At 66.1% G+C, this 22673-nt stretch carries 20 protein-coding genes and 2 tRNA genes; 13 read left to right on the top strand and 9 right to left on the bottom strand.

Going from position 1 to position 22673, the window contains the following annotated elements:
* Positions 1 to 6: 6 nt before the first annotated feature.
* The 6 genes from OCW50_RS02235 to OCW50_RS02210 all read left to right on the top strand — a co-directional run bounded on the left by OCW50_RS02235 (position 7) and on the right by OCW50_RS02210 (position 5843).
* A complete protein-coding gene (locus OCW50_RS02235; protein ID WP_262296275.1) occupies positions 7 to 774 on the top strand; it encodes a sugar phosphate isomerase/epimerase family protein in 768 nt (255 codons plus the stop codon).
* 5 nt (positions 775 to 779) lie between these two features.
* The gene (locus tag OCW50_RS02230) at positions 780 to 1955 is read left to right on the top strand and encodes a Gfo/Idh/MocA family protein (protein ID WP_262296274.1); all 1176 of its coding nucleotides are present in this window, start codon (positions 780 to 782) and stop codon (positions 1953 to 1955) included.
* A 30-nt stretch (positions 1956 to 1985) separates the two neighbouring features.
* Positions 1986 to 2630, top strand: a complete 645-nt coding sequence (locus tag OCW50_RS02225; protein ID WP_262270235.1) for a ThuA domain-containing protein — start codon at positions 1986 to 1988, stop codon at positions 2628 to 2630.
* 105 nt (positions 2631 to 2735) lie between these two features.
* Positions 2736 to 3725, top strand: a complete 990-nt coding sequence (locus tag OCW50_RS02220) for a ketopantoate reductase family protein (protein WP_262296273.1) — start codon at positions 2736 to 2738, stop codon at positions 3723 to 3725.
* Positions 3726 to 3746: 21 nt separating this feature from the next.
* Entirely contained in the window at positions 3747 to 4781 is a 1035-nt protein-coding gene (locus OCW50_RS02215; protein WP_262296272.1) for an aldo/keto reductase, read from the top strand.
* Between the two features lie 624 nt (positions 4782 to 5405).
* Complete coding sequence (locus OCW50_RS02210; protein ID WP_262296271.1) at positions 5406 to 5843, top strand: DoxX family protein; 438 nt, start codon at positions 5406 to 5408, stop codon at positions 5841 to 5843.
* Positions 5844 to 5942: 99 nt separating this feature from the next.
* Here the strand turns inward: OCW50_RS02210 and OCW50_RS02205 are convergent, their stop codons facing one another.
* Complete coding sequence (locus tag OCW50_RS02205) at positions 5943 to 6830, bottom strand: LysR substrate-binding domain-containing protein (protein ID WP_262270239.1); 888 nt, start codon at positions 6828 to 6830, stop codon at positions 5943 to 5945.
* A gap of 326 nt (positions 6831 to 7156) precedes the next feature.
* Positions 7157 to 8128 carry a crotonase/enoyl-CoA hydratase family protein gene (locus OCW50_RS02200; protein WP_262296270.1) on the bottom strand — a complete coding sequence of 324 codons (972 nt, stop codon included), beginning with the start codon at positions 8126 to 8128 and terminating at the stop codon, positions 7157 to 7159.
* 519 nt (positions 8129 to 8647) lie between these two features.
* Here OCW50_RS02200 and OCW50_RS02195 point away from each other — a divergent pair.
* Both OCW50_RS02195 and OCW50_RS02190 read left to right on the top strand, forming a co-directional pair.
* Positions 8648 to 10819, top strand: a complete 2172-nt coding sequence (locus tag OCW50_RS02195; protein ID WP_262296269.1) for a putative bifunctional diguanylate cyclase/phosphodiesterase — start codon at positions 8648 to 8650, stop codon at positions 10817 to 10819.
* Positions 10816 to 13293: an ATP-binding protein gene (locus OCW50_RS02190; protein WP_262296268.1), complete on the top strand. Its 2478-nt coding sequence runs from the start codon at positions 10816 to 10818 to the stop codon at positions 13291 to 13293. Before OCW50_RS02195 ends, OCW50_RS02190 begins: the two co-directional genes overlap by 4 nt.
* A gap of 727 nt (positions 13294 to 14020) precedes the next feature.
* On the opposite strand, the gene OCW50_RS02185 is transcribed toward OCW50_RS02190, so the two are convergent.
* A tRNA-Gln gene (locus OCW50_RS02185) sits at positions 14021 to 14095 on the bottom strand.
* A 147-nt stretch (positions 14096 to 14242) separates the two neighbouring features.
* Here OCW50_RS02185 and OCW50_RS02180 point away from each other — a divergent pair.
* Positions 14243 to 14319, top strand: a tRNA-Pro gene (locus OCW50_RS02180).
* Positions 14320 to 14588: 269 nt separating this feature from the next.
* On the opposite strand, the gene OCW50_RS02175 is transcribed toward OCW50_RS02180, so the two are convergent.
* Positions 14589 to 14921, bottom strand: a complete 333-nt coding sequence (locus OCW50_RS02175; protein ID WP_262296267.1) for a hypothetical protein — start codon at positions 14919 to 14921, stop codon at positions 14589 to 14591.
* Between the two features lie 282 nt (positions 14922 to 15203).
* Here OCW50_RS02175 and OCW50_RS02170 point away from each other — a divergent pair, with 282 nt between their 5' ends.
* On the top strand, positions 15204 to 15794 hold the full coding sequence (locus OCW50_RS02170) for a hypothetical protein (RefSeq protein WP_262296266.1): 591 nt from the start codon (positions 15204 to 15206) through the stop codon (positions 15792 to 15794).
* Positions 15795 to 15841: 47 nt separating this feature from the next.
* Here OCW50_RS02170 and OCW50_RS02165 read toward each other — a convergent pair whose 3' ends face one another.
* On the bottom strand, positions 15842 to 16165 hold the full coding sequence (locus tag OCW50_RS02165) for a hypothetical protein (RefSeq protein WP_210811968.1): 324 nt from the start codon (positions 16163 to 16165) through the stop codon (positions 15842 to 15844).
* Between the two features lie 612 nt (positions 16166 to 16777).
* Between OCW50_RS02165 and OCW50_RS02160 the strand changes: the two genes are divergently transcribed.
* Positions 16778 to 17185 (top strand): DoxX family protein, encoded by a 408-nt coding sequence (locus OCW50_RS02160; protein WP_262296265.1) that lies wholly within the window; start codon positions 16778 to 16780, stop codon positions 17183 to 17185.
* A gap of 58 nt (positions 17186 to 17243) precedes the next feature.
* Here the strand turns inward: OCW50_RS02160 and OCW50_RS02155 are convergent, their stop codons facing one another.
* Positions 17244 to 17930, bottom strand: coding sequence for a hypothetical protein (locus tag OCW50_RS02155; protein WP_262296264.1), 687 nt, complete (start codon positions 17928 to 17930; stop codon positions 17244 to 17246).
* A gap of 395 nt (positions 17931 to 18325) precedes the next feature.
* Here OCW50_RS02155 and OCW50_RS02150 point away from each other — a divergent pair, with 395 nt between their 5' ends.
* Entirely contained in the window at positions 18326 to 18616 is a 291-nt protein-coding gene (locus OCW50_RS02150) for a hypothetical protein (RefSeq protein ID WP_262296263.1), read from the top strand.
* A gap of 210 nt (positions 18617 to 18826) precedes the next feature.
* Here OCW50_RS02150 and OCW50_RS02145 read toward each other — a convergent pair whose 3' ends face one another.
* Positions 18827 to 19435 (bottom strand): biotin transporter BioY, encoded by a 609-nt coding sequence (locus tag OCW50_RS02145; RefSeq protein WP_262296262.1) that lies wholly within the window; start codon positions 19433 to 19435, stop codon positions 18827 to 18829.
* 293 nt (positions 19436 to 19728) lie between these two features.
* On the opposite strand from OCW50_RS02145, the gene OCW50_RS02140 reads away from it, so the two are divergent.
* Positions 19729 to 20640 carry an MBL fold metallo-hydrolase gene (locus OCW50_RS02140; RefSeq protein WP_262296261.1) on the top strand — a complete coding sequence of 304 codons (912 nt, stop codon included), beginning with the start codon at positions 19729 to 19731 and terminating at the stop codon, positions 20638 to 20640.
* Between the two features lie 171 nt (positions 20641 to 20811).
* Here the strand turns inward: OCW50_RS02140 and OCW50_RS02135 are convergent, their stop codons facing one another.
* Complete coding sequence (locus tag OCW50_RS02135; protein ID WP_262273358.1) at positions 20812 to 21591, bottom strand: DUF1499 domain-containing protein; 780 nt, start codon at positions 21589 to 21591, stop codon at positions 20812 to 20814.
* Entirely contained in the window at positions 21591 to 22673 is a 1083-nt protein-coding gene (locus tag OCW50_RS02130) for a M48 family metallopeptidase (protein WP_262296260.1), read from the bottom strand. Before OCW50_RS02130 ends, OCW50_RS02135 begins: the two co-directional genes overlap by 1 nt.

Here is a 22673-nt window from a genome sequence, read left to right as displayed (position 1 = left end):
GATTCCATGAGCGTCACGGACAGTCTTTCCATCCAACTCTACACCTTGCGATCGCTGGAGGATCTCGACCGGATCCTCGACACGGTGGCCGATGCCGGCTACCGCAATGTGGAAACGATCGGCTCGCATCTCGATAAAGCCGCCGAGGTCCGCGCGAAGCTCGATGCGCGGGGTCTCAAGGCCTCGTCCAGCCATGTCGGCATGGCGGCCCTGCGCGAAAAGCCCGATGCCATTGTCGAGGCATGCCGGACGCTTGGCCTCACCGACCTCTACATGCCGGCCGTTCCGCCGGACGAGCGCGACATGGCGGCCGACGGCTGGCGCTCGCTCGGCCGCGAGCTCGGGCAGATCGCGGAGCGCTTTCAGGAGCAAGGGATCCGTCTCGGCTACCACAACCATCACTGGGAGCTGAAGCCGAAGGACGGAGACAAGACGGCCCTCGAGCTGATCTTCGAGGCCGCCGGATCGAGCCCGCTCACCTGGCAGGTCGACGTGGCCTGGCTCGTGCGCGGCAATGCCGACCCGAAGCAGTGGATCGACCGCTACCGCAGCCGGATCACGGCCGCCCACGTGAAGGATATCGCGCCCGCCGGGCAGAACGAGGACCAGGACGGCTGGGCCGATGTGGGCTCGGGCACCTTGGACTGGCGCGACCTGTGGCGGGTCTGCCGTGCGGCGGGCGCGAAATGGATGGTCGTCGAGCACGACAAGCCCGCGGATCCGGGGCAGACCGCCCGCAACAGCTTCGCCTTCCTGCGCACGATCGAGGATTAAGGACCATGAACTCCCTCAACGTCGGCATCATCGGATGCGGCAACATTTCAGGCATCTATCTCCAGAACATCCCCGCCTATCGCGGCCTCACCCTGCGGGCCTGCGCGGACATGAAGCCGGAGGTGGCCCAGGCACAGGCGAGCCGGCACGGCATCGAGGCCCTGACGGTCGACGAACTGCTCGCCCGTGACGACATCGACCTGGTGGTCAACCTCACCGTCCCGGCGGCTCATTTCGGCGTCTCGCTCGCGGCGCTGAGCGCCGGCAAGCACGTCTTCTCGGAAAAGCCCCTGGCGGTCGATTTCGAGCAGGGCCGCCGGCTCGTGGACGAAGCGGAAGCGCGCGGCCTCCATCTCGGCTGCGCGCCCGACACCTTCCTCGGCGCGGGTGGGCGCCTCGCCCGCAACCTCGTCGATGAGGGCAAGGTCGGCCGCATCCTGTCGGGAACGGCCTTCCTGATGTCGCACGGCATGGAGCACTGGCATCCGGATCCGGAATTCTTCTTCAAGCCCGGCGGCGGACCGATCCTCGACATGGCGCCGTACTATCTGAGCACCCTCGTCAATCTGATCGGGCCCGTCCAGCGCGTCTTCGCCATGTCGAGCATCGGATTTCCCGAGCGCATCGTGACCGCCGAGTCGCCGCGCAAGGGTCACCGCATTCCGGTCGAGACGCCGACCCATGTGATGTCGCTTCTCGAATTCGCCTCCGGGGCGCAGGTGACGTTCTGCATGAGCTGGGACGTGTGGAAGCACAGCCATCCGGCGATCGAGATCTACGGCTCTGAGGGCTCGCTGCGCGTTCCGGATCCGAACTTCTTCGGCGGCCACGTGGAGATCACAGAGCGCGGCGGCGATTGGCGCGCCGTCGATTCGAGCGAGATGCCGCTGGGCTCCCCCAACTGGCGCTCGCCCAACTGGGCTCCCGAGGTTCCGAACAAGGCCAATTACCGTGCGCTCGGCCTCGCCGATCTGGCAAGCTCCGTTCTGAACGGCACCCCGCACCGCTCCAGCGGTCGCCTCGGTCTGCACGTCCTCGAGGTCATGCACAGCATCCTCGAAGGAGCGGCGACCGGGCAGCCCCGGGCGATCACCACGGCGCTCGATCGGCCGGCGGTCCTGGAGGATGCCGATGCGGCGCTGCTCTGGAAGGGTCAGCCCCAGACGGCGTCCGCGGCCTGAGATCGATCACAGCGACAGAAAGAAAGAACGATGCGCGAAGCACTCATCGTGTGGGGCGGCTGGCACGGTCATGAGCCGGAGCAATGCGCCACCATCGTGGCCGGCCTGCTGAGGGACGAGGGCTTCCAGGTTCACCTGGAGACCTCGACCCGTGCCTTTGCCAGCCCTCGGCTCTCCACGATGAGCCTCGTCGTGCCGATCTACACCATGTCGAAGATCGAGAAGGACGAGGTGGCCAATCTGTCCAAGGCCGTCCGCGACGGCACGGGCCTCGCGGGCTTTCACGGCGGCATGGGCGATGCCTTCCGTGAGGCGGTCGAGTACCAGTTCATGTGCGGCGGACAATGGGTGGCCCATCCCGGCAACATCATCGACTACCGCGTGAACGTCACGCGCCCCGACGATCCGGTCATGCAGGGCATCCGGGACTTCGACTACCGTTCCGAGCAGTACTACATGCATGTGGACCCGTCGAACGAGGTGCTCGCCACCACCACCTTCTCGGGCGAGCACGCCCCCTGGATCGACGGCGTCGTCATGCCGGTGGTCTGGAAGCGCCGTCACGGCCAGGGCCGGGTCTTCTACAGCTCCCTCGGCCATGTGGCGAAGGAGTTCGACGTGCCGGAGATGCGTACCATCCTGCAACGCGGCATGGCCTGGGCGGCGCGGGACTGATCCGGAAAAGCCCGTTCCCCCAGGCTGGTCGAAGCGAGGGATCGGGCTTGAAGGGAACACCCGAACGACCCATCCTGATCGACCAGCTCTCACGCGAGGATCATCATGCGGATCATTGTCTATGGCGTCGGCGCGATCGGCGGAACCGTGGCCGCGGCCCTCGCAGCGTCGGGGCAGGAGGTGATCGGCATCGCTCGCGGCACCCAGCTGGAGGCCATCCGGTCCCATGGGCTGCTTCTGCGGACGCCGGAGAAAGCCGAACGAGCCCGTTTCGCCTGTGTGTCGGACCCGGCCGACATCGACTTGCGCCCGGACGATGCCATCCTGCTGACCATGAAGACCCAGGATACGCCCCCCGCCCTGGACCGTCTTCGCGCCGCGGGCGCCGCCGGGCAGGCCGTCTTCTGCGTTCAGAACGGCGTCGCCAACGAACGCTTCGCCCTTCGCCTCTTTCCCGAGGTGCACGGGGTGACGGTGATGATGCCCGCCGCCATCTCGGGGCCGGGTGAGATCGCCGCCTTCTCCCTGCCCCGTCACGGCATCTTCGATATCGGGCGCTACCCGGGCGGCAGCAACGCGCATGACACGGCCCTCGCCGATGCTCTGGAGGCCGCCAACATCGCCGTCTTCGTGTCGCAGGACGTGATGCAAAGCAAGTACGGAAAGCTGCTGCTCAACCTGAGCAACATCCTGCAGGCCGCGCTCGGCCTCGATGCCGATTACCGGCATCTCGAGGCGCTGCTGCGCGCCGAGGCGGAGGCGGCCTTCAAGGCGGCCGGCATTCCTTGGCTGGACGTCGGGGCGGCCGATCCTCGGCGAACCCGGCTGATGCAGCAGCGGCCGATCGCCGAGGTCGGACGCCTCGGCAGCTCGACGGTGCAGAGCCTCGCGCGCGGCACCGGATCGGTCGAGACCGACTACCTCAACGGCGAAGTCGTGCTGCTCGGCCGCCTTCACGGCGTCGCGACGCCTGCGAACGCCTTCTTCACGGAACTCGGTGCCCGCATGGTGCGGGAGGGGCTCAAGCCGGGAGCGATCTCGATGTCCGAGGTCGAGGCGCAGCTCTCCGCTCTCGGTGCGATGCCCGGACGGTGATGAACAATGGGGAAGCTCTGCATGGATTACCGCAATTTGGGCCGATCCGGCCTCAAGGTCTCGCCGATCTGCCTGGGCACGATGATGTTCGGAGGACCGACCGACGAGGCTCTTTCCGCGCGCATCATCGCGAAGGCGCAGGAGGCGGGCGTGAACTTCATCGACACGGCCGACGTGTACAACGAGGGCCGCTCCGAGGACGTCACGGGCCGGGCGATCAACGGGTCGCGCTCCCATTGGGTGATCGCCACGAAGGTCGCGAACCCGACCGGGCCAGGTCCCAATGACCGTGGCCTCTCGCGCCGCCGGATCATGGAGGCCGCGGAGGCGAGCCTGAGGCGCCTCCGCACGGACTGGATCGATATCTACTACCTCCACCGGGAGGATCACGCGACCTCGCTGGCGGAGACGGTCCGCGCCATGGGGGATCTCGTGCGCCAGGGCAAGATCCGGCATTTCGGCGTGTCGAACCACCGCGCATGGCGCGTGGCCGAGATCTGCCGCCTCTGCGACGATCTCGGCATCGACCGCCCGGTGGTGAGCCAGCCCTATTACAACGCCATGAACCGGATGCCGGAGGTCGAGCATCTCCCGGCCTGCGGCTATTACGGTCTCGGCGTCGTGCCCTACTCGCCCCTCGCCCGCGGCGTGCTGACCGGCAAATACAGCCCCGACGCTCCACCGCCGGAGACCAGCCGCGCCGGCCGGCAGGACAACCGGATGATGCAGACCGAATGGCGTCCGGAATCGCTCCAGATCGCCCAGGACCTCAAGCGCCACGCCGAGGCCCGCGGGATCACGGCGGGCCAGTTTGCCGTGGGGTGGGTCCTGAACAACCGCCTCGTCACCGCGGTGATCGCGGGCCCGCGCACGGAAGAGCAGTGGGACGATTACCTCAAGGCGCTCGACTACCGGTTCACCGCCGAGGACGAAGCGCTCGTCGACGGCCTCGTCGCCACGGGTCATCCCTCGACGCCGGGGTACAACGACCCCGCCTATCCGATCGAGGGCCGCGTGGCTCGGACGGGCTCGCAGGGCGAGAGCCTTTCCCGGTGAAGGGGATCCGGTTCACCGTCAAACAATGCGGCGAGCGCATCGGACGATCGGGCTAGCCGTCTCTCCCCTCCCACGTCATCACCGGGCTCGTCCCGGTGATCCCGATACGGTGGAGCGCGGCGCTTCGAACAATCGGGATGGTCGGCACAGGGCCGGCCATGACGTGGGGAGGGTGTTGTCACCGGGTCACGCCACCCGCCATGTCATCACCCGCTCTCACCATCCTCCCACGTCATCACCGGGCTTGTCCCGGTGATCCCGATACGGTGAAGCGCCGCGCCCCAAAAGATCGGGATGGCCGGCACAAGGCCGGCCATGACGGGTGGAGGGTATCATCACCGGGCTCGTCCAGGTGATCCCGGTCGGAGGACCGTCGAGCGCATCGTGCGGACGAAAGCGGGCCACGCTCGTGACCCGAAGGCCCCCCTTTTCACGTCCGATGTTTCAAGGCGTGGCTCGGTCGGGTTCATGCGCCGCGGCGAAGACGGAGCCCGGATTCCCAGGAGAGACCCGCCCCATCATTGCACAATCACAATAAATAGACTGCAATTTGCGCCATTGATTTGCATTATTGAAAGGATCAGGTTCTTGGCAACGGACCATCGGGGTCCCGGAGACGAAACCATGATCGACACCCGCCTTGCTCCCTATGGTGCTTTCGCCCTGCGTGCGGCTCTTGGCATCATGTTCATTGCCCATGCCTATCTGAAGATCGCCGTGTTCACGGTCCCGGGCTTTGCCGGATTCCTCACGCAGGTCGGCTTTCCGGCCTTTCTTGCGTGGCCCATCATCCTGGCCGAACTGATCGGCGGCGTCGCGATCCTCCTGGGCCTGTACGGTCGAGCCGTCTCGGTCGTTCTCCTGCCGGTTCTTCTGGGCGCGCTTCTCGTCCATGCTCCCAATGGCTGGGTGTTCAACGCGCCCAATGGCGGCTGGGAATATCCGGCCTTCCTGGCCGTTGCGGCCCTCGCCCATGCCCTGATCGGCGATGGTGCCTTCGCGGTTCGGCCCTTGGCCCTCGGCCTGGGCTCGGGCGCCGTCCTTCGTCCCCGGATCGGGTAACGTCGGACCCACATCCCGAGCGGCCGCCTGTCTCCTGCGCGGCCGCTCCTCCCCTTGGGACATGAGGGGGCGCGGAAGGCCGCGGCCCCGGCGAACCCGTCAGATCTCCATCCGGGCCAGTTCGGCCTTCAGCCAGTCGTGGAAGGCCGACACGGCACGGCTCCGAGGAAGGGTTTGGGACGTGACGAACCAATAGGCGATCCCGGTGGAATAACGATCCGGAAACGGCGCCGACAGGCGACCGAACGCCATGGCATCTCCAGCCAGGGTTTCCCACGCCAGGAACACCCCCTGCCCGGCGACGGCCGCATCGAGACAGAGCGATGCATCCGAGAAGACCGGCCCGCCGCCCAGGATCGACTCGTCGAGGCCGTTCGGCCCAAGCCATGCGTCCCAGCCGAACATCGGCGTCGGTTCGCGGATGATCGGGACGGCGGCGAGATCCGCAGGCTCGCGCAGGCGCTCGGCGAGCGGCGGGCTGCAGACGGGGAAGATCAGCTGATCGATCAGCTTCTCCGCCTTCACATGCGGCCAGTTCCCCCAGCCGACCCGGATGCACACGTCCACGTCCGAGGTGTCCGGATCGACGAGCGCCACGTTGGCGTCGATGCGGATGCGGATGTCCGGGTAAATCTCGTGGAAACGCTGGAGACGCCACACCAGCCACTTGCTCGCGAAGACCGGTGCGACGGACACCGTCAGCACATCGTCCCGGCGGCGCTCGGCAAGAGCGAGTCCGGCGGAGATCTCGGCGAAGCCGACGCTCAGATACTTGAGAACCTCCTGGCCGAACGGCGTGGGCTTCAGGCCCTTGGGCAGACGCTCGAACAGGGGGCGTCCGAACTGCTCCTCGGCCTTCAGGATCTGCTGGCTGACCGCCCCGATGGTCACGCCGAGTTCGTCGGCCGCCGCCCGCAAGGTTCCCAACCGGCCGGCCGCCTCGATGGCCCGCAATCCGTTGAGATGGAAGCGGCTCAGGTTTCTCATATAGATTTTCTATAATCGTTCGCAGATAAAATCCATCCCATCGGGAGGATGGATGAAGCATCATGCAGAGATGTTGAACCTCTTCCGCCTTGCGGAGCAGTTGCTTCGGGCCTGCGCCGGCCCCCAGGACCCGGGCGATTGCAGCGACGATCCGCTGTCCCACCCGGCCCTGCGGCGCATGACCCTCGAACAACTTGCCGATCTGCCGTTCGACCGGCCTCCTCCGCCAGCCGGATTCGGCTCCGGTCCGTCGCCCGATCCCGTTGCGTCACCGTGCCGGCCCCTCCGGTGTCTGACGGCACCGGGAGGGACCATGGAGGATCCTCTCAGGCCTCCTTGTCGAAACGGCGCGCCTGAGCTTCGACCAGGCGGGTCATCTTGCGCAGGTCCTGCTCTCCCAGGTCCATGGCGGCGTCGAGCCAGATTTCGACGATGTCGCTCAACTCCTCGTAGGTCAGCGGGTTGATGCGCCGCTTGGACCGGTACATGGCCTTGTGGGCGTTATGCTTGCGCCTGTTGCGGGCGATATAGTCCCTGACGGCGTTCTCGCCCTGCCCGTCATCCGCCAGGATGTCGACGACGCCGAGGCGGTGGAGCTCCTCGGCCGTATAGACGGTTCCGCTCATGATGAGCTTCTCGGCCGCCGCGGTGCCGATCTTGCGCGAGAGGAAGCTGTAGGCGCCCATCCCCGGGAACAGGTTGAACAGGACCTCCGGCAGCCCCAGCTTGGCGCTCTTCTCCGCGACGAGAACGTCGAACGACAGGGCGCATTCGAACCCGCCCCCGAGCGCATCGCCCTGCACCAGGGCGATCGTGATCACGGGCGTATGGAACGCCATGGCGTTTCCATAGACCACGTCGATGCAGGCGTACGCATACGTCCGCAGGCCCTCGCGATCCCGCCGCCGGATGCAATCCGCGAAATAGGCGAGGTTTCCGCCGAAGTTGTACACGCCCGGCGTCTGGGATGCCGCCACGAAGTATTCGAGGTGCTGATGCTGCTCGCGGTTGCCCTCCTCCATGATCACGCGGACGGATTCCTGCACGCACATCATGTCCTGCAGCAGCTCCATCGTGATCATCGGGTGCCGGCTCGGACGCATGGCGGCCCAATAGATCCGGCTCTCGAAGTCGATATCGACATCGATGTGAGGCAGGAGAAGGTTCGTGGGGGCGCCATCCGACGGCGCGGGGTTCTGCTTCCGAGACGGACTTGCAGGAGGCGACGCGACTTCGTAATCGACGGTTTGGGCCTCGTCGCGGACAGGGCCGGCGACTTTGGCCGACGGGGCCAGCATCAATACTCTCCATCATAGAGAAATTCGGACGGACAGCGAGCTTCATCTCGCGGTCGTTCAGGATGCCGTGGTTGGGACAGGCCTCCTTTCCTATGGATAATGGTCTATTAACGACGGCCTGTGGAGTCGCTCATACCGTTTCGTAAGCAACTTGGTTAATGGTCAAGGCCGTGCCGGCGCTGTTCTGCCATCGTCATGCTGCGGCAATAAGGCTGGATTAACCAATCCCTGAAGAATGAGGTATCGGCCGACGCATGACCCAACGTTATTGTGGTATAAATCCCTTATTCAGTTTGGGATCAGCGTAGTTCAATCAGCAGAATGCCGATGAATTACGGCCTTGTCTCACCGCTGGACGAGACCGCCGACCTCCGTAGAGGACCTTGAACCACGCTAGCGCGAGTATAGACCCCATGGCCGACCGAATGACCACCATCAAACAGATCATCCCGTGAGACAATAGCGAAGACCATCGGGGATCGATCCATCTCATTGGCCAGGGATGCCGGGGGGCAACACATGGCGCGCATTCTGATCGTGGACGACAGAAGCACGAACCGCAACATCTTCTCTCGACTGGCGCAGGCCATCGAGGAAGGTGCGGAGGTCCACGCCTCCGCGTCGCCCCACGAGGCTCTCGACTGGCTGGATGGGAACTGCCCCGACCTGATCATCACCGATTTCCGAATGCCCGGCATGGACGGCGCAGAGTTCACCAGGCGTGCCAGGAACAGCGTCAACGGCGCCGATGTGCCGATCATCGTCATCACGGCCTATGACGACAGGGCCTTCCGGCTTCAGGCTCTTGAAGCGGGCGCGACCGATTTCCTCCGGTCGCCCGTCGATCATTACGAGTTCACGACCCGAGCCCGCAACCTCCTCAAGCTGCAGAGGCAGCAGCAGTTCATCAAGAGCCGCGCCCTGGCCCTCGAGCAGCAACTCCTCATCAGCGAGCGCTCCCAGGAAGAGCTGGTTCGCAGCAGCCGCGAGGCGCTGACCCAGGTCATCGACAGCGTTCCGGCGATGATCAGCGCAACCGACGAGGACAACCGCATCCTCTTCGTCAACGCCTACTTTGCGGAATTCGCCAACATGTCTCCCGAGTCCCTCCTCGGAAGACCCCTGCCCTCCGTCCTTCAGAGCGACAATGCGAACCATGGAGAGCGCGTCCATGAGGCCGTTCTCGGAAAGCAGCGGACATCGTCCAGCTTCGAGGAGCGCATCTCCGACAGCAACGGCTCGGAGCGCGCCTTTCTGACGACCAAGACGTCCCTGCGCGAACTCACGGGCGGCGTCAGGGGCGTTCTCACCACGTCGATCGACATCACCGAGAGAAAGCAGGCGGAGAACACGCTCCGGCATATCGGCCTGCACGACACGCTGACCGATCTCCCCAACCGCAGGATGCTCTACGAGAGGGTTCAGCAGGAGATCGATGCCGGAGACGGTCAGTTCTCCCTGTTCCTGATCGATCTCGACCGCTTCAAGGCCGTCAACGACGCCCTCGGCCATGCGGGCGGCGACCGCATCCTTCAGCAGGTGACGGGTCGCCTCATCGGCTGCGTGCCGAGCACCCATCTCGTGGCCAGGATGTCCGGGGACGAGTTCGTCGTTCTGCAAACCAACGTCGCCGCAGCCCAGGATTCGGAGGCCTTGGCGCGCCAGATCATCGACAGCCTGTCGGCCCCGTTTCTCCTGGACGGAAACGAGCTCAGGCTCGGCTGCACCATCGGGATCGCCATGTCTCCGGGTGACGGACGGGACGTCGAGAAACTCCTCAGATACGCCGATCTGGCGATGTACCAGGCCAAGGCCGAGGGGAGGAACACGGTCCGCTTCTACTCGCAGGAGATGGAAAGCATCTCGCTGAACACCATCAGCCTGGAAGCGGACCTTCTGAAAGCCATCTCGCAGGAGCAGTTCGTTCTGCACTACCAGCCTCAGGTGGACCTGGCGACGGGAGCGATCGTCGGGGCGGAAGCCCTTCTGCGCTGGGTCAGACCCGAGTTCGGCATCACGTCGCCCCATGTCTTCATCGACATCGCCGAGGAGACCGGCCTGATCAACGAGATCGGAGCCTGGGTTCTGGGAGAAGCCTGCGCTCAGGCGGCAATCTGGCACGCCCACGGGCATGCGCCCCTGCAGATCGCCGTGAACCTGTCGCCGGTGCAGTTCCTGCGCCAGGACATCGTGCAGCTCGTCGCCGAGACCCTTCAGGCGACGGGTCTGAGGCCGGAATGCCTCGAGCTCGAACTCACCGAGGGCAGCCTGCTCAGGGACGTCGAACGAACCCAGCTGATCCTGCACGAACTCAAGAAGCTGGGCGTGAAGATCGCGATCGACGATTTCGGCGTCGGCTATTCCTCGCTCAGCTACCTGAAGAACTTCGAGGTCGATACGTTGAAGATCGACCGTTCGTTCGTGTCCAGCCTGTCGGACGGAACCCGTGACGAGGCCATCGTCAGGGCCATCATCTCGATGGCCGAGAGCCTCGAGCTGAAGGTCGTCGCGGAGGGCGTCGAAACCCAGTCCCAGCTTGCCTGCCTGCTCAATCATCCCTGCGATGAGGCGCAAGGCTATCTGTTCAGCCGGCCGGTGGCCTCGGACGCCTTCGACGAACTGCTCAAGGAACGCCCGCGGTACCGGCTCCCGCGACAGGACCTCCCTCTCAGGAAAGCGCGCACGCGGTGATCGCCAACCTCCTGGCCCGCTTCAGAAGCAGTCCCGACCGCGAGCACGAGATGAGCCTCAATCGGCTCATCTTCCTGAGCCTGATCGCCGCCTATACCTTCTGGATCAACCCGTCCGTGCCGCGGGAGGCGCTGATCGCCGCCACGGTCTTCGCGTTCGTCTCCGCCGGGATCGTCGTCCATATGCTGATCCGGCCGCTCCAATCGACCGTTCGGCGCATCGTGGCCATCGTCAGCGACCTCGCCACCCTGTCGTTCCAGCTGCGCTATGTCGGGGAGACGTCGTCGGTCCTGTTTCTGCTGTACCTCTGGATCACCTTCGGGAACGGTTTCCGCTTCGGGGTCCGCTTCCTGTACATCGCCATGGTGGTCTCGGCGGTCTGCTTCACGGCGGTCATCACCACCACGCCGCGGTGGCACGACGACATCTACCTGTCGGCGACCCTGCTGCTCAGCCTCATCGTGCTTCCGCTCTATGCGAGCACGCTGATCCGCAAGCTCTCCAACGCCAAGGCCCAGGCGGAGGCCGCCTATCGGGCGAAGACGCTCTTCCTCGCCAGCGTCAGCCATGAGCTGCGGACGCCCCTCAACGCGATCATCGGACTGTCCAGCCTGATGGCCGGAACGAACCTCGACACCGAGCAGCGCGGGATCGTCCGCACGATCGGGTCGGCGGGAGATACTCTGCTCCGGCAGATCAACACCATCCTGAACCTGTCCCGGATCGAGGCGGGCCAGATGCCCATGGAGAAGGTCGACTTCGATCTCCTGGAAGTCCTCTCCACGGCGCGGGCCATGATGCTCGCGCAGGCGCAGGAGAAGGGTCTTCGCCTGACGATCCACGTGGCGCCCGGCACGCCGTCACGCGTCCATGGCTCGCGCCATCACCTGGAGGAGATCCTCCTCAATCTTCTCGGCAATGCGGTGAAGTTCACCGACAGCGGGACCGTGACGCTCGACGCGCGGCCGCTCGATGCCGACAAGGGGCCGTTCATCCGCTTCGCCGTGTCCGATACCGGAATCGGCATCGCCCCGCACGCGCTCGGCAGGATCTTCGAGAGCTTCACCCAGGCGGACGAAACCATCATCAACCGGTATGGCGGCACCGGCCTGGGCCTCTCCATCTGCAGGCAGCTGATCGCCGCCATGGGAGGCACGATCGGCGTCGACAGCCAGGAGGGCCATGGCAGCTCGTTCTGGTTCACGCTTCCGGTCGGCGTCCCCGAGCACAGGAGCCCGGAGGAACAGCCCCTGGACGGGTTCCGGCGCCTGCTGGTCTGCCCGAGCGCGGATCTGGCGCGCAGCATCGCGCCGCGCCTCGGCGAACCCGATCGGATCCCTGTCGTCCGAACGCTGGCGGATGCAAGGGATTACGTGAAGCGGCACAGTGGCGGCGAATGGCTGGTCTTCTGCTACAGCGACCTGCCCGACGATCGTCTCGCCGACGAGATCGACCGGGCGAACCTGCCGGCTCCTCCGGTGCTGATACGCCCCCGCCCCTCGCAGGGCGCTTCGAACGCGCGACTGGTCCGGTTATCCAGCAGCCTGCTCCCGCTCGACTTCACGTCCGATGAAGCACGGGTCGCTTCCCTGGCCGCGGCGGCGCAGACGTCCATGGCGCCATCGATCTGGCGCGGGTCCGGCGACATCGAGATTCCCGTGGCGTCCAGGCGCCTCTCGATCCTCGTCGCGGACGACAATTCGACGAACCGCATGGTGATCACGAAGATCCTGGAGCGCGGCGGGCACGCCACGCGGTGCGTCACGAACGGAGAGGACGCGCTCGACCTGCTCGCGACGGAGAGTTTCGACTGCGTCATCATGGACATCAACATGCCCGTCATGACCGGCCTGGAGGCAACGAAGATCTTCCGGTTCACGGAGCCGTCCGGCGTCCGCATGCCCATCATCGCCCTGACGGCCGACGCGACCCCGGAGATCGTCGCCCGAACCCTCGAGGCGGGCATGGATGCGTGCCTGACGAAGCCCGTGCAGCCGGCGGCCCTGCTCAGGCTGATCGACGAGAGGGCCGGCTCCCGGACAGATGGCGGACCGTCGGCCGTCGAGGACATCCCGGTCCCCTCGCCGACCGGCCAGAACCCCTTGGTCGACGAGCCCGTTCTCGCGGAGCTGGAACAGCTCGGCGGGCGGGATTTCGTCCTCAGCCTCGTGGAAGAATTCTTCCTGGACGCCCATCATCTCGTGGCCGAACTGCGTTCGGCCGCAGCCGCGGGCGACTCCCACCGGTTTCGTCTCGAGGCCCATGGATTGCAGAGCGCGTCGGCCAATGTCGGGGCCAGAACCGTGCATGAGATCTGCGTCGGCTGGCGAAAGATCACGAGCGCCGACCTCCTGCGCGACGGGCCGGACCAGGTCGAGCACCTGGCCCAGGAGCTCGAGCGCACCCATGCCATGCTGAAGCAGTACCTGAATGCCGGCGCCGCTTCGACGAAGGCGGCAGGTCTCGTTCACTAGCGCATCGGACGGACCCAGAGGGCCACGTCGGTGAAAAGTGGACCCGGTTTTTCGCAGTCAACGATGCGCCAGCCAAGAGTGGAGCATCGGGCAATCGGGATCACCGGGACGAGCCCGGTGATGACGTGGCGGGTGGTTCGGCGATGACACCCTCCACACGTCATGGCCGGCCTTATGCCGGCCATGACGTGTGGAGGGTGGGATGGGCCGGTGACAACACCCTCCGGCGTCATGGCACCCTCCGCCCTTCCTGCCACCCACGTCATGGCCGGCCCTGTGCCGGCCATCCCGATTGCCCCATGCTCAACCCATTGAGCGGCGCACGTGCGCGAAACCGGTTCCCGCTTTTGCGCCCGACGCTTGAGAAGGCGCCGAGATCGCCTGTCGATCTTCCTAAGAACAGCCTCCCTCAGCGAAAGCCGGCTCGGCCGGAGCGCCGCCGTCACAATCGGGAGGTTGCGGAGTGTACCGAGCTTTCGGGCAAGCCGCGCCTCATCCCGGTCGCGCTCGTTCGTCTCGCTGTTGCCGCCGTGGCCCATGACGTCCTGGCGCCATTCCAGCATGACCTTCGCGTCGATCGGGGCGTCATTCCCGAAGTGTCGGATCGAGTGAAACGTCTTCCCCTGCCCGCTCGCATCAGGAAGAGCCCTTGCCACGGCCGGCGTCCACTCGTCGTGGAGCTGGTCTCCGGGAGAGAAGCCTTCGATCTCAGAAACTTAGCACGGGATGGCTGGGGCGCCAGGATTCGAACCTGGGAATGGCGGTACCAAAAACCGCTGCCTTACCACTTGGCGACGCCCCAATCGGTGTGGCGTGTACATAATCGGCCCGGTGGCGGCTGGCAACATCGTTTTGCGCGGTCCAGATATTGTCCGAAAAGGCGCAATTCTCCCCTTGCGGTGCTCCCCCCTCGCCGCTATAAGACCGGCCTCCCGAGAATTTTCGGTGTCGGAGTGTAGCGCAGTCTGGTAGCGCACCACGTTCGGGACGTGGGGGTCGCAGGTTCAAATCCTGCCACTCCGACCATTCTTCCCGCAAGATCCCAAGACTTCAGGCAAGATCTCAAGACTTCAGGAATGAGAGCCCCTCGAGGGTTCGAAGGCCGTGGACCGCCTCATGGACCGGTCGAGCGGGTGAACGTTCTCTTGCCCCTTTCCGGCCCGACCGCCCCCATGCCCCCGCTCCCGCGATGGCGCCGCCCTGTCCGAGGCGAACCGGCGTCATCGGCACGACCGATCGTCGCCGGTTCGATGCAGGAGCGTCGCGATCGTTGAACCGCGACGCTCCGAACCGGGCTACCAGCAATCGAGAGGGTCGGTGGGGCCAGAAGGAAACTCTCCGTAACCCGGAATGATGACGGGGCCCTCCCCCGAACCGGGAGGCGTCCCGCAGAACGGCGGGACGCCGTCGCCATGGTCGTTCCCGGACGGGAACCAGGACGAGAGATCATCGAGCCAGGGTGGCAACGGATGCCCGCCGTGGAACGGGCCCATGTCACCGCCGGGACCGCCGTCGGGCTCCACCGGTATGGGGGCTCCCGGATTGGGTTCTCCCACGGCAATCGCAGGAATTCCCTGGCCGGACGGGATGTCGTTGACGCCCGGGTCGAGTAGAGTGTAGCCGCTCATGAGATGTCCTTTCCAACAGGTCTGCTCGCCTCCGCCGGGGATGTCGTCCGACGGCGAACCCTCACTTTGGCGGATGCCGCTGGGTCCGATCTGTGAGATGCTTCACAGGCGGTGCATTCGGCTCGCAGGAGGGCGCTTTCGATGAACATGATGATCCCGGGCTTCTGGACATACGTCGTTCTGATGCTCTGCATGATCGCGCTTGTGGCCGCCCCGTGGATCGTCGAACACGTCGAGGCGACGCTTCGCTGACCCCGGCGTTTCAAGCAGGGAGGGAGGCCCATGGCCGGCCACGCAGGCGGAGCCGGGGGACGACCCGGGAACCGCTGGAGTCCGGTCCTCTGGAGCGCGGCGGGGCTCATGCTCCTGGCGCCGCTCGTCGCGACGCAGCTCACCGATGAAGTCGATTGGGATCTGCACGACTACGCGGTCTTCGGCGCCATGCTGATCGGGGCCGGCATCGCCTGCGAGATAGCCGCGCGGAGGACCGACAGCGCCGCCTATCGCGCCGCGACAGCGCTCGCGGTCGCCGCGGCCTTTCTCCTGCTCTGGATGAACCTTTCCGTCGGCCTCATCGGGTCCGAAGACCATCCCGCCAATCTGGCGTTCGACGGCGTGCTCGCCGTCGGCATCACGGGCGCCGCCCTCGCGCGCCTCCGGCCCCTCGGCATGGCCCGCGCGTTGACGGCGACGGCTCTCGCCCAGACGCTGGTCGCCGCCGCGGCGCTCCTAGCCGGATCGGGCCCGGCCGGGGCGAAGGGCGCCGGGGACATCCTGGTTTTGAACGGGATCTACGTGATGCTCTGGCTCACGGCGGCGTGGCTGTTCCGGAGAGCGGCGCGTCAGCCGAGCGCAGCAGGTTCAGCGCCTTGAGAACGATCGATCGGAGGCCGTGAAGCGGCCTCCGAGATGCACCCGCCTCAATGGGTCGAGAAGCGGCCGTCTTCCTGATAGGTCTCATAATGGAGCGTCTGGGCCGGGATCGCCTCGAGCTGGCGCGGAGCCTTGGGCCAGTCCTGCGGCGTCTCGTTGGTCTGAGGCATGTACCGCGGACGGAAGCGCAGGTCGACGAGGCTTCGCAGCTCGGGAGCCGCCAGATCCAGCACGTTGGCATCGCGCCAGCGCCGGTGCAGCTTGGTCTTGCCGAACATCCGGCTCCAGAAGCCGGTAACCTCCTCCTCGACCTGCAGAACGATGCGGCCGGTAAAGGTCTTGCGAAGGTTAAAGCGTCCCGTCAGAGCCATTCGACTCTCCTCACGTGTCGATCTCTTCAAAATGACAGAGCGCCAACGGTCCGGTTGCTGATCAAGAAGCCAACAAACCTTGGCCTTGGCGCTCGCATAGAATCCATTCCTGCTAGCCAATGCCTTTGCGGAGCAAGGGTTCCGACCCCTCCACTATCGACACGTTGACACATTCGCGATGTGCGATGGGTCACAAACCCGCGCCGCTCACCATAAAATAAGGCGCTTTGCGCAATCGGTCAGTGGAGGGGGCGATCAAATAAGGGGGAGGAGGAGAATGAGTGCGGTGATCGGAAATGGGATCGGACGATCGATCGGGAAGGCGGTCACGCGGACCGGTCGCGGCGCGGCTTGGACGTGAGATCGATGGTGACGAGCTGCCCGGTCTTGGGATCGAGGATGGTCATGAAGGCCCCCTGTTCTGTTGGCGTAGGAGAAACGCCCGGGGGCGGCCAAGGATCAAACCCTCTTGGGAACGTGGTAAGCAATTCGTTACCGGAAGCTGCACCGTCAGGGGTGGGAAGATCGGGGCCGACCGGTTATCGGAACGGCGCACATGGGCGGAACGGCCCCGCCGTCCGCGGAGATTCCTTCAAGCCTGGAGACCCCTTGATGAACACCACGCAGCTCGAGACCGTTTGGGCGCCGCGCCTGCTCAGCATCCTGCGCATCGTCGCCGCTCTCATCTTCATGGCGCATGGCACGCAGAAGCTCCTCGGCTTCCCGGTCTCTCCCAATCCCGGCCCGGCGGCCTTCAGCCTCCCCTGGATCGCGGGTGTTCTGGAAATCGTCGGCGGTGCGCTGCTGGTCCCCGGGCTGTTCGTCCGGCCGGTCGCCTTCGTTCTCTCGGGCCTGATGGCATTCGCCTACTGGATCGCCCATGCGCCGCGCAGCCCCTTCCCGGTTCTGAACGGCGGCGATGCGGCCATTCTCTACTGCTTCGTGTTCCTGTTCATCGCGGCCGCCGGCGGCGGCGCCTGGAGCCTGGATCGCCTCCTGCGCAACGGCCGCGCGGCCTGATCCGACCAGGGAACGAAGGAAAGGCGGGGATCGCGGCGATCTCCCGCCTTTCCATGATCTACGTGGACCGCGTGCCCGCAGGTGGGCGAAGACGCTCGTCCTCCAGCTCCACATGGAGCGTGTGATCGCCCTCCTCCTCGTCGTCGACGGGGATCGGCATGAGATCGGTCATCAGGCCGGTCGTGGTGGACGCGGCGGCCCCGATGGGCGGCGCCGGGGCCTCGTCCGACGCCCGCTCCTGGCCGCTCGGCTCGACCTCGCCTTCGTCGTCGAGGATCCTCACCACCCGGTCCGCCTGCGCCTCGTCGACCTTCACGGTCACGAGCGCGCCCCCGCGACGGACTCCCTCGGCATAGGCCTGCGCATCCTCGTCGCTGAGCCCGGCATCGGCCAGGGCTCCCGCAAGGCCCCCGACGGCCGCCCCGGCGCCGGCCCCGACGAGAGTCGAGACGAGCCATCCCGCCGCGACCACCGGCCCGAAGCCCGGGACCGCCACCGTGCCGAGCCCGGCCAGGAGACCGGCGCCCGCGCCTGCGACCGTGCCGGCCGCCGCGGTGGCGCCGGCGAAATCGTGAGACGTCCCCGCGTCGAAGGTCCGTGTCGCGTGACGGGTCTGAGTGTCGTCGAAGTTGTTCGACACGAGGCTGATCCCGAAGCTCGGAAGATGGGCCGCTTCCAGCCGCTCCACCGCCCGGGCGGCTTCGTCATAGGTGTCGAAGAAGGCGGAGATCCTGCGTTCGGCCATGGGAGCCCTCCCGTCGAGTGGTTCGCAGGGCTAGCGCACCGTGCGAAAAAGTGGACCCGGTTTTTCGCCCTCAGCGGTGCGCCGCTCAAAGGCTTGAGCATCGGATCCGATCCCGAAAGTGCATTCCACTTTCGGGTCCGATGCTCGGGCGCACCGTGCGAAAAAGTGGACCCGGTTTTTCGCCTCGAACGGTGCGCCAGCCAAGAGTGGAGCATCGGACCCAAAAGTGGTGTCCACTTTTGCGTCCGATGCTTTAATGAGCGGCTCGCCGGGCCGGTTCCCCTCCTGTCGGGCGGCAGGCGAGATGCGCGTCCATGCCGCCTTCCGGCCCGGAGCTTTTCTTGATACATTCAAACAAAAGGTGCCCGGAAAGGGCGATTTGGGGGCTTCCCGCTATGCGACATATCCACCTGGATGACGGTTTGCGGCTGCGTTTTCCCGGCCGCAGCGAAGATTTCGATCAGGGCGTCGAGATCGGCATGATTGCCGTCTTGATGGACCAGGGATTGAGCGAGTTCTCGCGCTGGATCGCGCGGCCGAATCTCAGCCAGGTCGAGGCCATCGCCCGGCAGATGGGATACCGCATCGAGGAGACCGGCGGCGACGAGGAATGGGTGGACGTCACCTTCCTTCATGGCACGGCCAAGGCCAAGCCGAAGCTGCGCCTAGTGCACTCGGCCGGCTGATCGTCTCCGCCGGCAACGGCTGCCGGGGCGGGTTCCTAAAGCATCGGACCCAAAAGTGGACTTGCACTTTTGGGATCCATCCGATGCTTAAGGCTTTTGTTTTGGAGCATCTTTTCACGCAAAACCGGTTCCCACTTTTGCGTCCGATGCTCTAAAACGAAGAAGCCGCCCGAAGGCGGCTTCCGGAACCATCGGGTTCGAAGGGCCGGATCAGGCCTTGTCGCCGCGACGGGTGACCGACCAGGCCGCCTGCATGAGGGCCACGGCCAGGGCGGTCTTCACCAGGGTGGCGGCCACGAACGGGGCGGCCCCTACGGTCCAGGCCTTCGCGAACGGCATCACCAGGGAGAGCTGCGCCAGGCCGAAGGCGAAGATCACCGCATGGCCGATGGCCATCATCACGATGACCCGCGGGAGCGAGCGATCCCAGCCGCGCTCGGCCATGAAGCCCATCACGATGGCGGCGGCCAGGAAGCCGAAGAGGAAGCCGCCCGTCGGGCCCATCAGGTAACCGATGCCGGCGGTCGGACCGGCGAAGACCGGCATGCCCATGGCGCCTTCCGCGAGATAGAGGGCGACGGTCGCCCCGCCGAGGCGCCAGCCGAAGGACGCGCCGATGAGCAGCACCACCAGGGTCTGGAGAGTCATCGGGACGAAAGGAAGCGGCACCTGGACCTTGGCCGAAAGGGTCAGAAGCGCCGTGCCGGCGACCATCAGCACGATGGCGCGAAGGGCAGCGAAGCGGACGTCGCCCCGCGACGGCCAGAGGAGGCCGACCAGGGTCGACGGAGAAGACAGCGAAGAGACGCCGGTCGTCATGAATTGAATCTCCAGATCGTTCCGCCATTCGCGTGGCGGCTCATCAAGCCTTATAGGGAGGTCCGGCCCCTGCCTCAAGCCGCAGGCGCGCGCATTTCCCGGCGTTGTCGACACCCTTTGGTCCAATCCCGGCCCCGGGACAAAACGATGCGCTCTTCAAGGAGGTGGGAGCATCGGACGTGAAACGTGGGCCCACTTTTCACGTCCGATGCTCTTGCGGCCGGCTCGAGGTCGGTTAGGAAGCGACAGACACCCCGAGGATTCGCCCCGAGGATTCGCCCCGAGGACTCCCCATGGCCGACGATCTCACCTTCGACATCCGCCCGCCGGCCAGGTCCGGGGAATGCGTGCGGGTGAGTCCCCTGGTCCGCCGGATCGTCGCCGACAACCCCGGCCCGATCACCTTCACCGGAACCTGCAGCTATATCGTCGGGACGGGACAGGTCGCCATCATCGACCCTGGTCCCGATGCGCCAGCCCATATCGGGGCGCTCCTCGATGCGGTGCGGGGCGAGACGGTGACCCATGTCCTGGTCACCCACACCCATAAGGACCACTCCCCTGCCGCCCGGGCCATCCAGGACGCCACGGGGGCGGAGATCGTCGGCTGCGCCGCCCACCACAGCGCGCGCGCCCTGTTCGCCGGGGAGGTCAATTCCCTCGAGGCCAGCTCCGACAGGGACTACGCGCCTGACCGCGAACTGCGCGAGGGCGATGCCGTCGCGGGCCGCGGCTGGACCCTCGCGGCGCTCGCCACCCCGGGCCACATGGCCAACCACCTCGCCTTCGTGCTGCCGGAGGAGAAGGCGCTGTTCTCCGGCGATCACGTGATGGCGTGGTCCACCACCGTGGTGGCGCCGCCGGACGGATCGATGAGCGCCTTCATGGAATCCCTCGACAAGCTGAAGGGCCGGGAGGAAACCCTGTACTGGCCGGGCCACGGCGGTCCGGTGCAGGAACCCCAGCGCTTCGTGCGCGCCCTCATCCACCACCGGCGCCAGCGCGAGGCCTCGATCCTCAACCGGCTGAGGGCGGGAGACCGGACGATCCCGGCGATCGTCGCGGCGATCTATCAGGGCCTGAATCCCGCCCTGGTCGGAGCCGCGGGTCTCTCCGTCTTCGCCCATCTGGAAGACCTGGTCGCGAAGGGCCAGGCGGCCGTCGACGGCATTCCCGCCCTCGACAGCGAGTACCGGATCGCGTAACCGGCATCCACGGCCGGGACATGCAAGCCGGCCCTGACCACATTCTCCCCGTCATCACCGGCCTTGTGCCGGTGATCCCGATGCGAGAGGCGCCGCGCTTCACCTGATCGGGATGGCCGGCGAGAAGCGCGTGATCACTGGCCGGCCATGACGTGAGAGCACGATGATCTCTCACCGTACTGCGATCGCCAGGTTCGACGCCTCTTCGAGGAAGTCGCGGATATGACCGGCATTGGCGCCGAGATCGTGGCTGCCGAAGCGCGAGGCCGAGCGGATGTCGATCCGCGTGCCGTCGACGCGCGGGCGGACCCTCACGGTGATGTCGCTCGGCATCTTGAGCAGGCGCGTCCGGTCCACCGCCTCCAGCCGTCCCAGGCCGACGCGGCCGCCGGGCGGCACGGCCTCGATCACCTGCCAGCCGAGATTGTGGGCGGCCTTCTGCACGATCGCGAAGGCTTCGTCCGGCCCGATATCGAGCGTGAGCGGCGCGATCTGCACGTAGGACGCCCGCTGCATCTCGCGCGTCTCCGGCGGCACATCGGGAGGGATGCGGCCGTCACGGGCCGCCAGCGCGGCGCGCGAGCGGGAAAACGACGGCGGGTCGTCCGTGTCGGTGCTGACATCGGTGATCGGCGGCAGGGTCGCGGCCTTGAGCGCCATGAAGCCCGGATAGGCGAGAACGAGGGCCGCGATGAGAACGCCCCGGATGGCGCTGCCCAGCCCCTGGCGGCCCTCCTGCCAGATGCGGACGAACCCCATGAAGGCCATGACCACGGCCAGGAGCGCCATGGCGATGCCGGCGCCGAGGGCGATGAAGCCGGATTGATAATCGATCCGGTTGAAGCGGATCATGAGAACAGCCAGCACGGTAACGACGAGCGCGAACCATGCCAGCGCGGGAGACCACTTCGCCGGACGGGAGACCGGTTCTTCGATGATGAGACGGCGCATCAGGTCGTCTTACAAATCTCTTTGAGCGCGCGCCACTCCTGTTGATCGAGAAGAGGCTCGCCGGATCGGGATGGCACCTGTTTTTCCAAAGCTTTCAGCCGTTGGTCGGTGACCGGGTGGGTGGAGAGAAAAGCCGGGATCCGGGAATCGTTCCCGCCCTCCCCATCATCCTTGCCTTCGATGCGCTTGAGCAAAAGGACCATGGCATGGGCCGGCCGGCCCAGAGACCCCATGGTCCTGCCGGCGAAATCGTCCGCGGCTGCCTCCGTGTCGCGGGAATAGGCGCTGTCGACGAGGTAGCGGCCGACGAACACGATGGCGCCGCCGCCCGACACGTCGCCGAACAGCAGGCCGAGGAGATAGGAGGTGCCGCCCGCCTGGATCATCTTGCGCAGGCCGTCGCGATGCGCTGCATGGCCCATTTCATGGGCCAGCACCCCGGCGAGCTCATCGGGGGTTTCGGCTTTGTCCAGAAGCCCGCGGAACAGATAGATCCGCCCGCCCGGCAGCGCGATGGCGTTCGGCACCCTGGTGTCGAGCACGGCGACATCCACCGTGGGACCGCCCGGATGCGCAGCCTGAAGGCGCGCCACGAGAGTCCCGAGGGCCGCATGCCCGCGAGGGTCCTCGCAGACCCTGCCCGTGAAGATCGTTCTCACCTGATTGTCGACGGCCGCGCCGAGCCGGCGTTCGAAGGAAACGGGAATGAGCGGGGTCAGCCGCTCGGCCAGGATCGGAAGCAGCAGGACGACGCAGAGAAGAATCGATGCCGTCGCCGCAAGGGACCAGACCAGGATCCGCCCCGCCCGCTCGCGCCGGTCGGGCCCTTCGAGCTGCGTGCAGGACGCGCGGATGGCGGCCTGAAGGTCCGCATCGGCCACATCGAGGCGCGCCAGGGACGACGCGCCTTCACGGGTGAGCCGCAGGACGCAGTCGGGCGCGTCCCGCCGTCTCACCTCCGCGGAGGGCCAGGAGGCGATCCATTCGGCGCCCTCGTGGATGTCGATGGCGGACCGGGTGACGTTCAGAGAAACCGGTCTGCGGCGGGCGCTTTCGCCGTCATAGAATACCGCACCCGCCAT

The sequence above is a fragment of the Microvirga sesbaniae genome (assembly GCF_025460805.1).
Taxonomy (GTDB): domain Bacteria; phylum Pseudomonadota; class Alphaproteobacteria; order Rhizobiales; family Beijerinckiaceae; genus Microvirga; species Microvirga sesbaniae.
This window is presented reverse-complemented; position numbering and strand designations above follow the sequence as displayed.

Bases quoted from the DNA above. Each gene is read 5' to 3' on its own strand.
- OCW50_RS02235 (WP_262296275.1), top strand. From the start codon at position 7: ATGAGCGTCACGGACAGTCTTTCCATCCAACTCTACACCTTGCGATCG.
- OCW50_RS02230 (WP_262296274.1), top strand. From the start codon at position 780: ATGAACTCCCTCAACGTCGGCATCATCGGATGCGGCAACATTTCAGGC.
- OCW50_RS02225 (WP_262270235.1), top strand. From the start codon at position 1,986: ATGCGCGAAGCACTCATCGTGTGGGGCGGCTGGCACGGTCATGAGCCG.
- OCW50_RS02220 (WP_262296273.1), top strand. From the start codon at position 2,736: ATGCGGATCATTGTCTATGGCGTCGGCGCGATCGGCGGAACCGTGGCC.
- OCW50_RS02215 (WP_262296272.1), top strand. From the start codon at position 3,747: ATGGATTACCGCAATTTGGGCCGATCCGGCCTCAAGGTCTCGCCGATC.
- OCW50_RS02210 (WP_262296271.1), top strand. From the start codon at position 5,406: ATGATCGACACCCGCCTTGCTCCCTATGGTGCTTTCGCCCTGCGTGCG.
- OCW50_RS02205 (WP_262270239.1), bottom strand. From the start codon at position 6,830: ATGAGAAACCTGAGCCGCTTCCATCTCAACGGATTGCGGGCCATCGAG.
- OCW50_RS02200 (WP_262296270.1), bottom strand. From the start codon at position 8,128: ATGCTGGCCCCGTCGGCCAAAGTCGCCGGCCCTGTCCGCGACGAGGCC.
- OCW50_RS02195 (WP_262296269.1), top strand. From the start codon at position 8,648: ATGGCGCGCATTCTGATCGTGGACGACAGAAGCACGAACCGCAACATC.
- OCW50_RS02175 (WP_262296267.1), bottom strand. From the start codon at position 14,921: ATGAGCGGCTACACTCTACTCGACCCGGGCGTCAACGACATCCCGTCC.
- OCW50_RS02170 (WP_262296266.1), top strand. From the start codon at position 15,204: ATGGCCGGCCACGCAGGCGGAGCCGGGGGACGACCCGGGAACCGCTGG.
- OCW50_RS02165 (WP_210811968.1), bottom strand. From the start codon at position 16,165: ATGGCTCTGACGGGACGCTTTAACCTTCGCAAGACCTTTACCGGCCGC.
- OCW50_RS02160 (WP_262296265.1), top strand. From the start codon at position 16,778: ATGAACACCACGCAGCTCGAGACCGTTTGGGCGCCGCGCCTGCTCAGC.
- OCW50_RS02155 (WP_262296264.1), bottom strand. From the start codon at position 17,930: ATGGCCGAACGCAGGATCTCCGCCTTCTTCGACACCTATGACGAAGCC.
- OCW50_RS02150 (WP_262296263.1), top strand. From the start codon at position 18,326: ATGCGACATATCCACCTGGATGACGGTTTGCGGCTGCGTTTTCCCGGC.
- OCW50_RS02145 (WP_262296262.1), bottom strand. From the start codon at position 19,435: ATGACGACCGGCGTCTCTTCGCTGTCTTCTCCGTCGACCCTGGTCGGC.
- OCW50_RS02140 (WP_262296261.1), top strand. From the start codon at position 19,729: ATGGCCGACGATCTCACCTTCGACATCCGCCCGCCGGCCAGGTCCGGG.
- OCW50_RS02135 (WP_262273358.1), bottom strand. From the start codon at position 21,591: ATGCGCCGTCTCATCATCGAAGAACCGGTCTCCCGTCCGGCGAAGTGG.
- OCW50_RS02130 (WP_262296260.1), bottom strand. From the start codon at position 22,673: ATGGCGGGTGCGGTATTCTATGACGGCGAAAGCGCCCGCCGCAGACCG.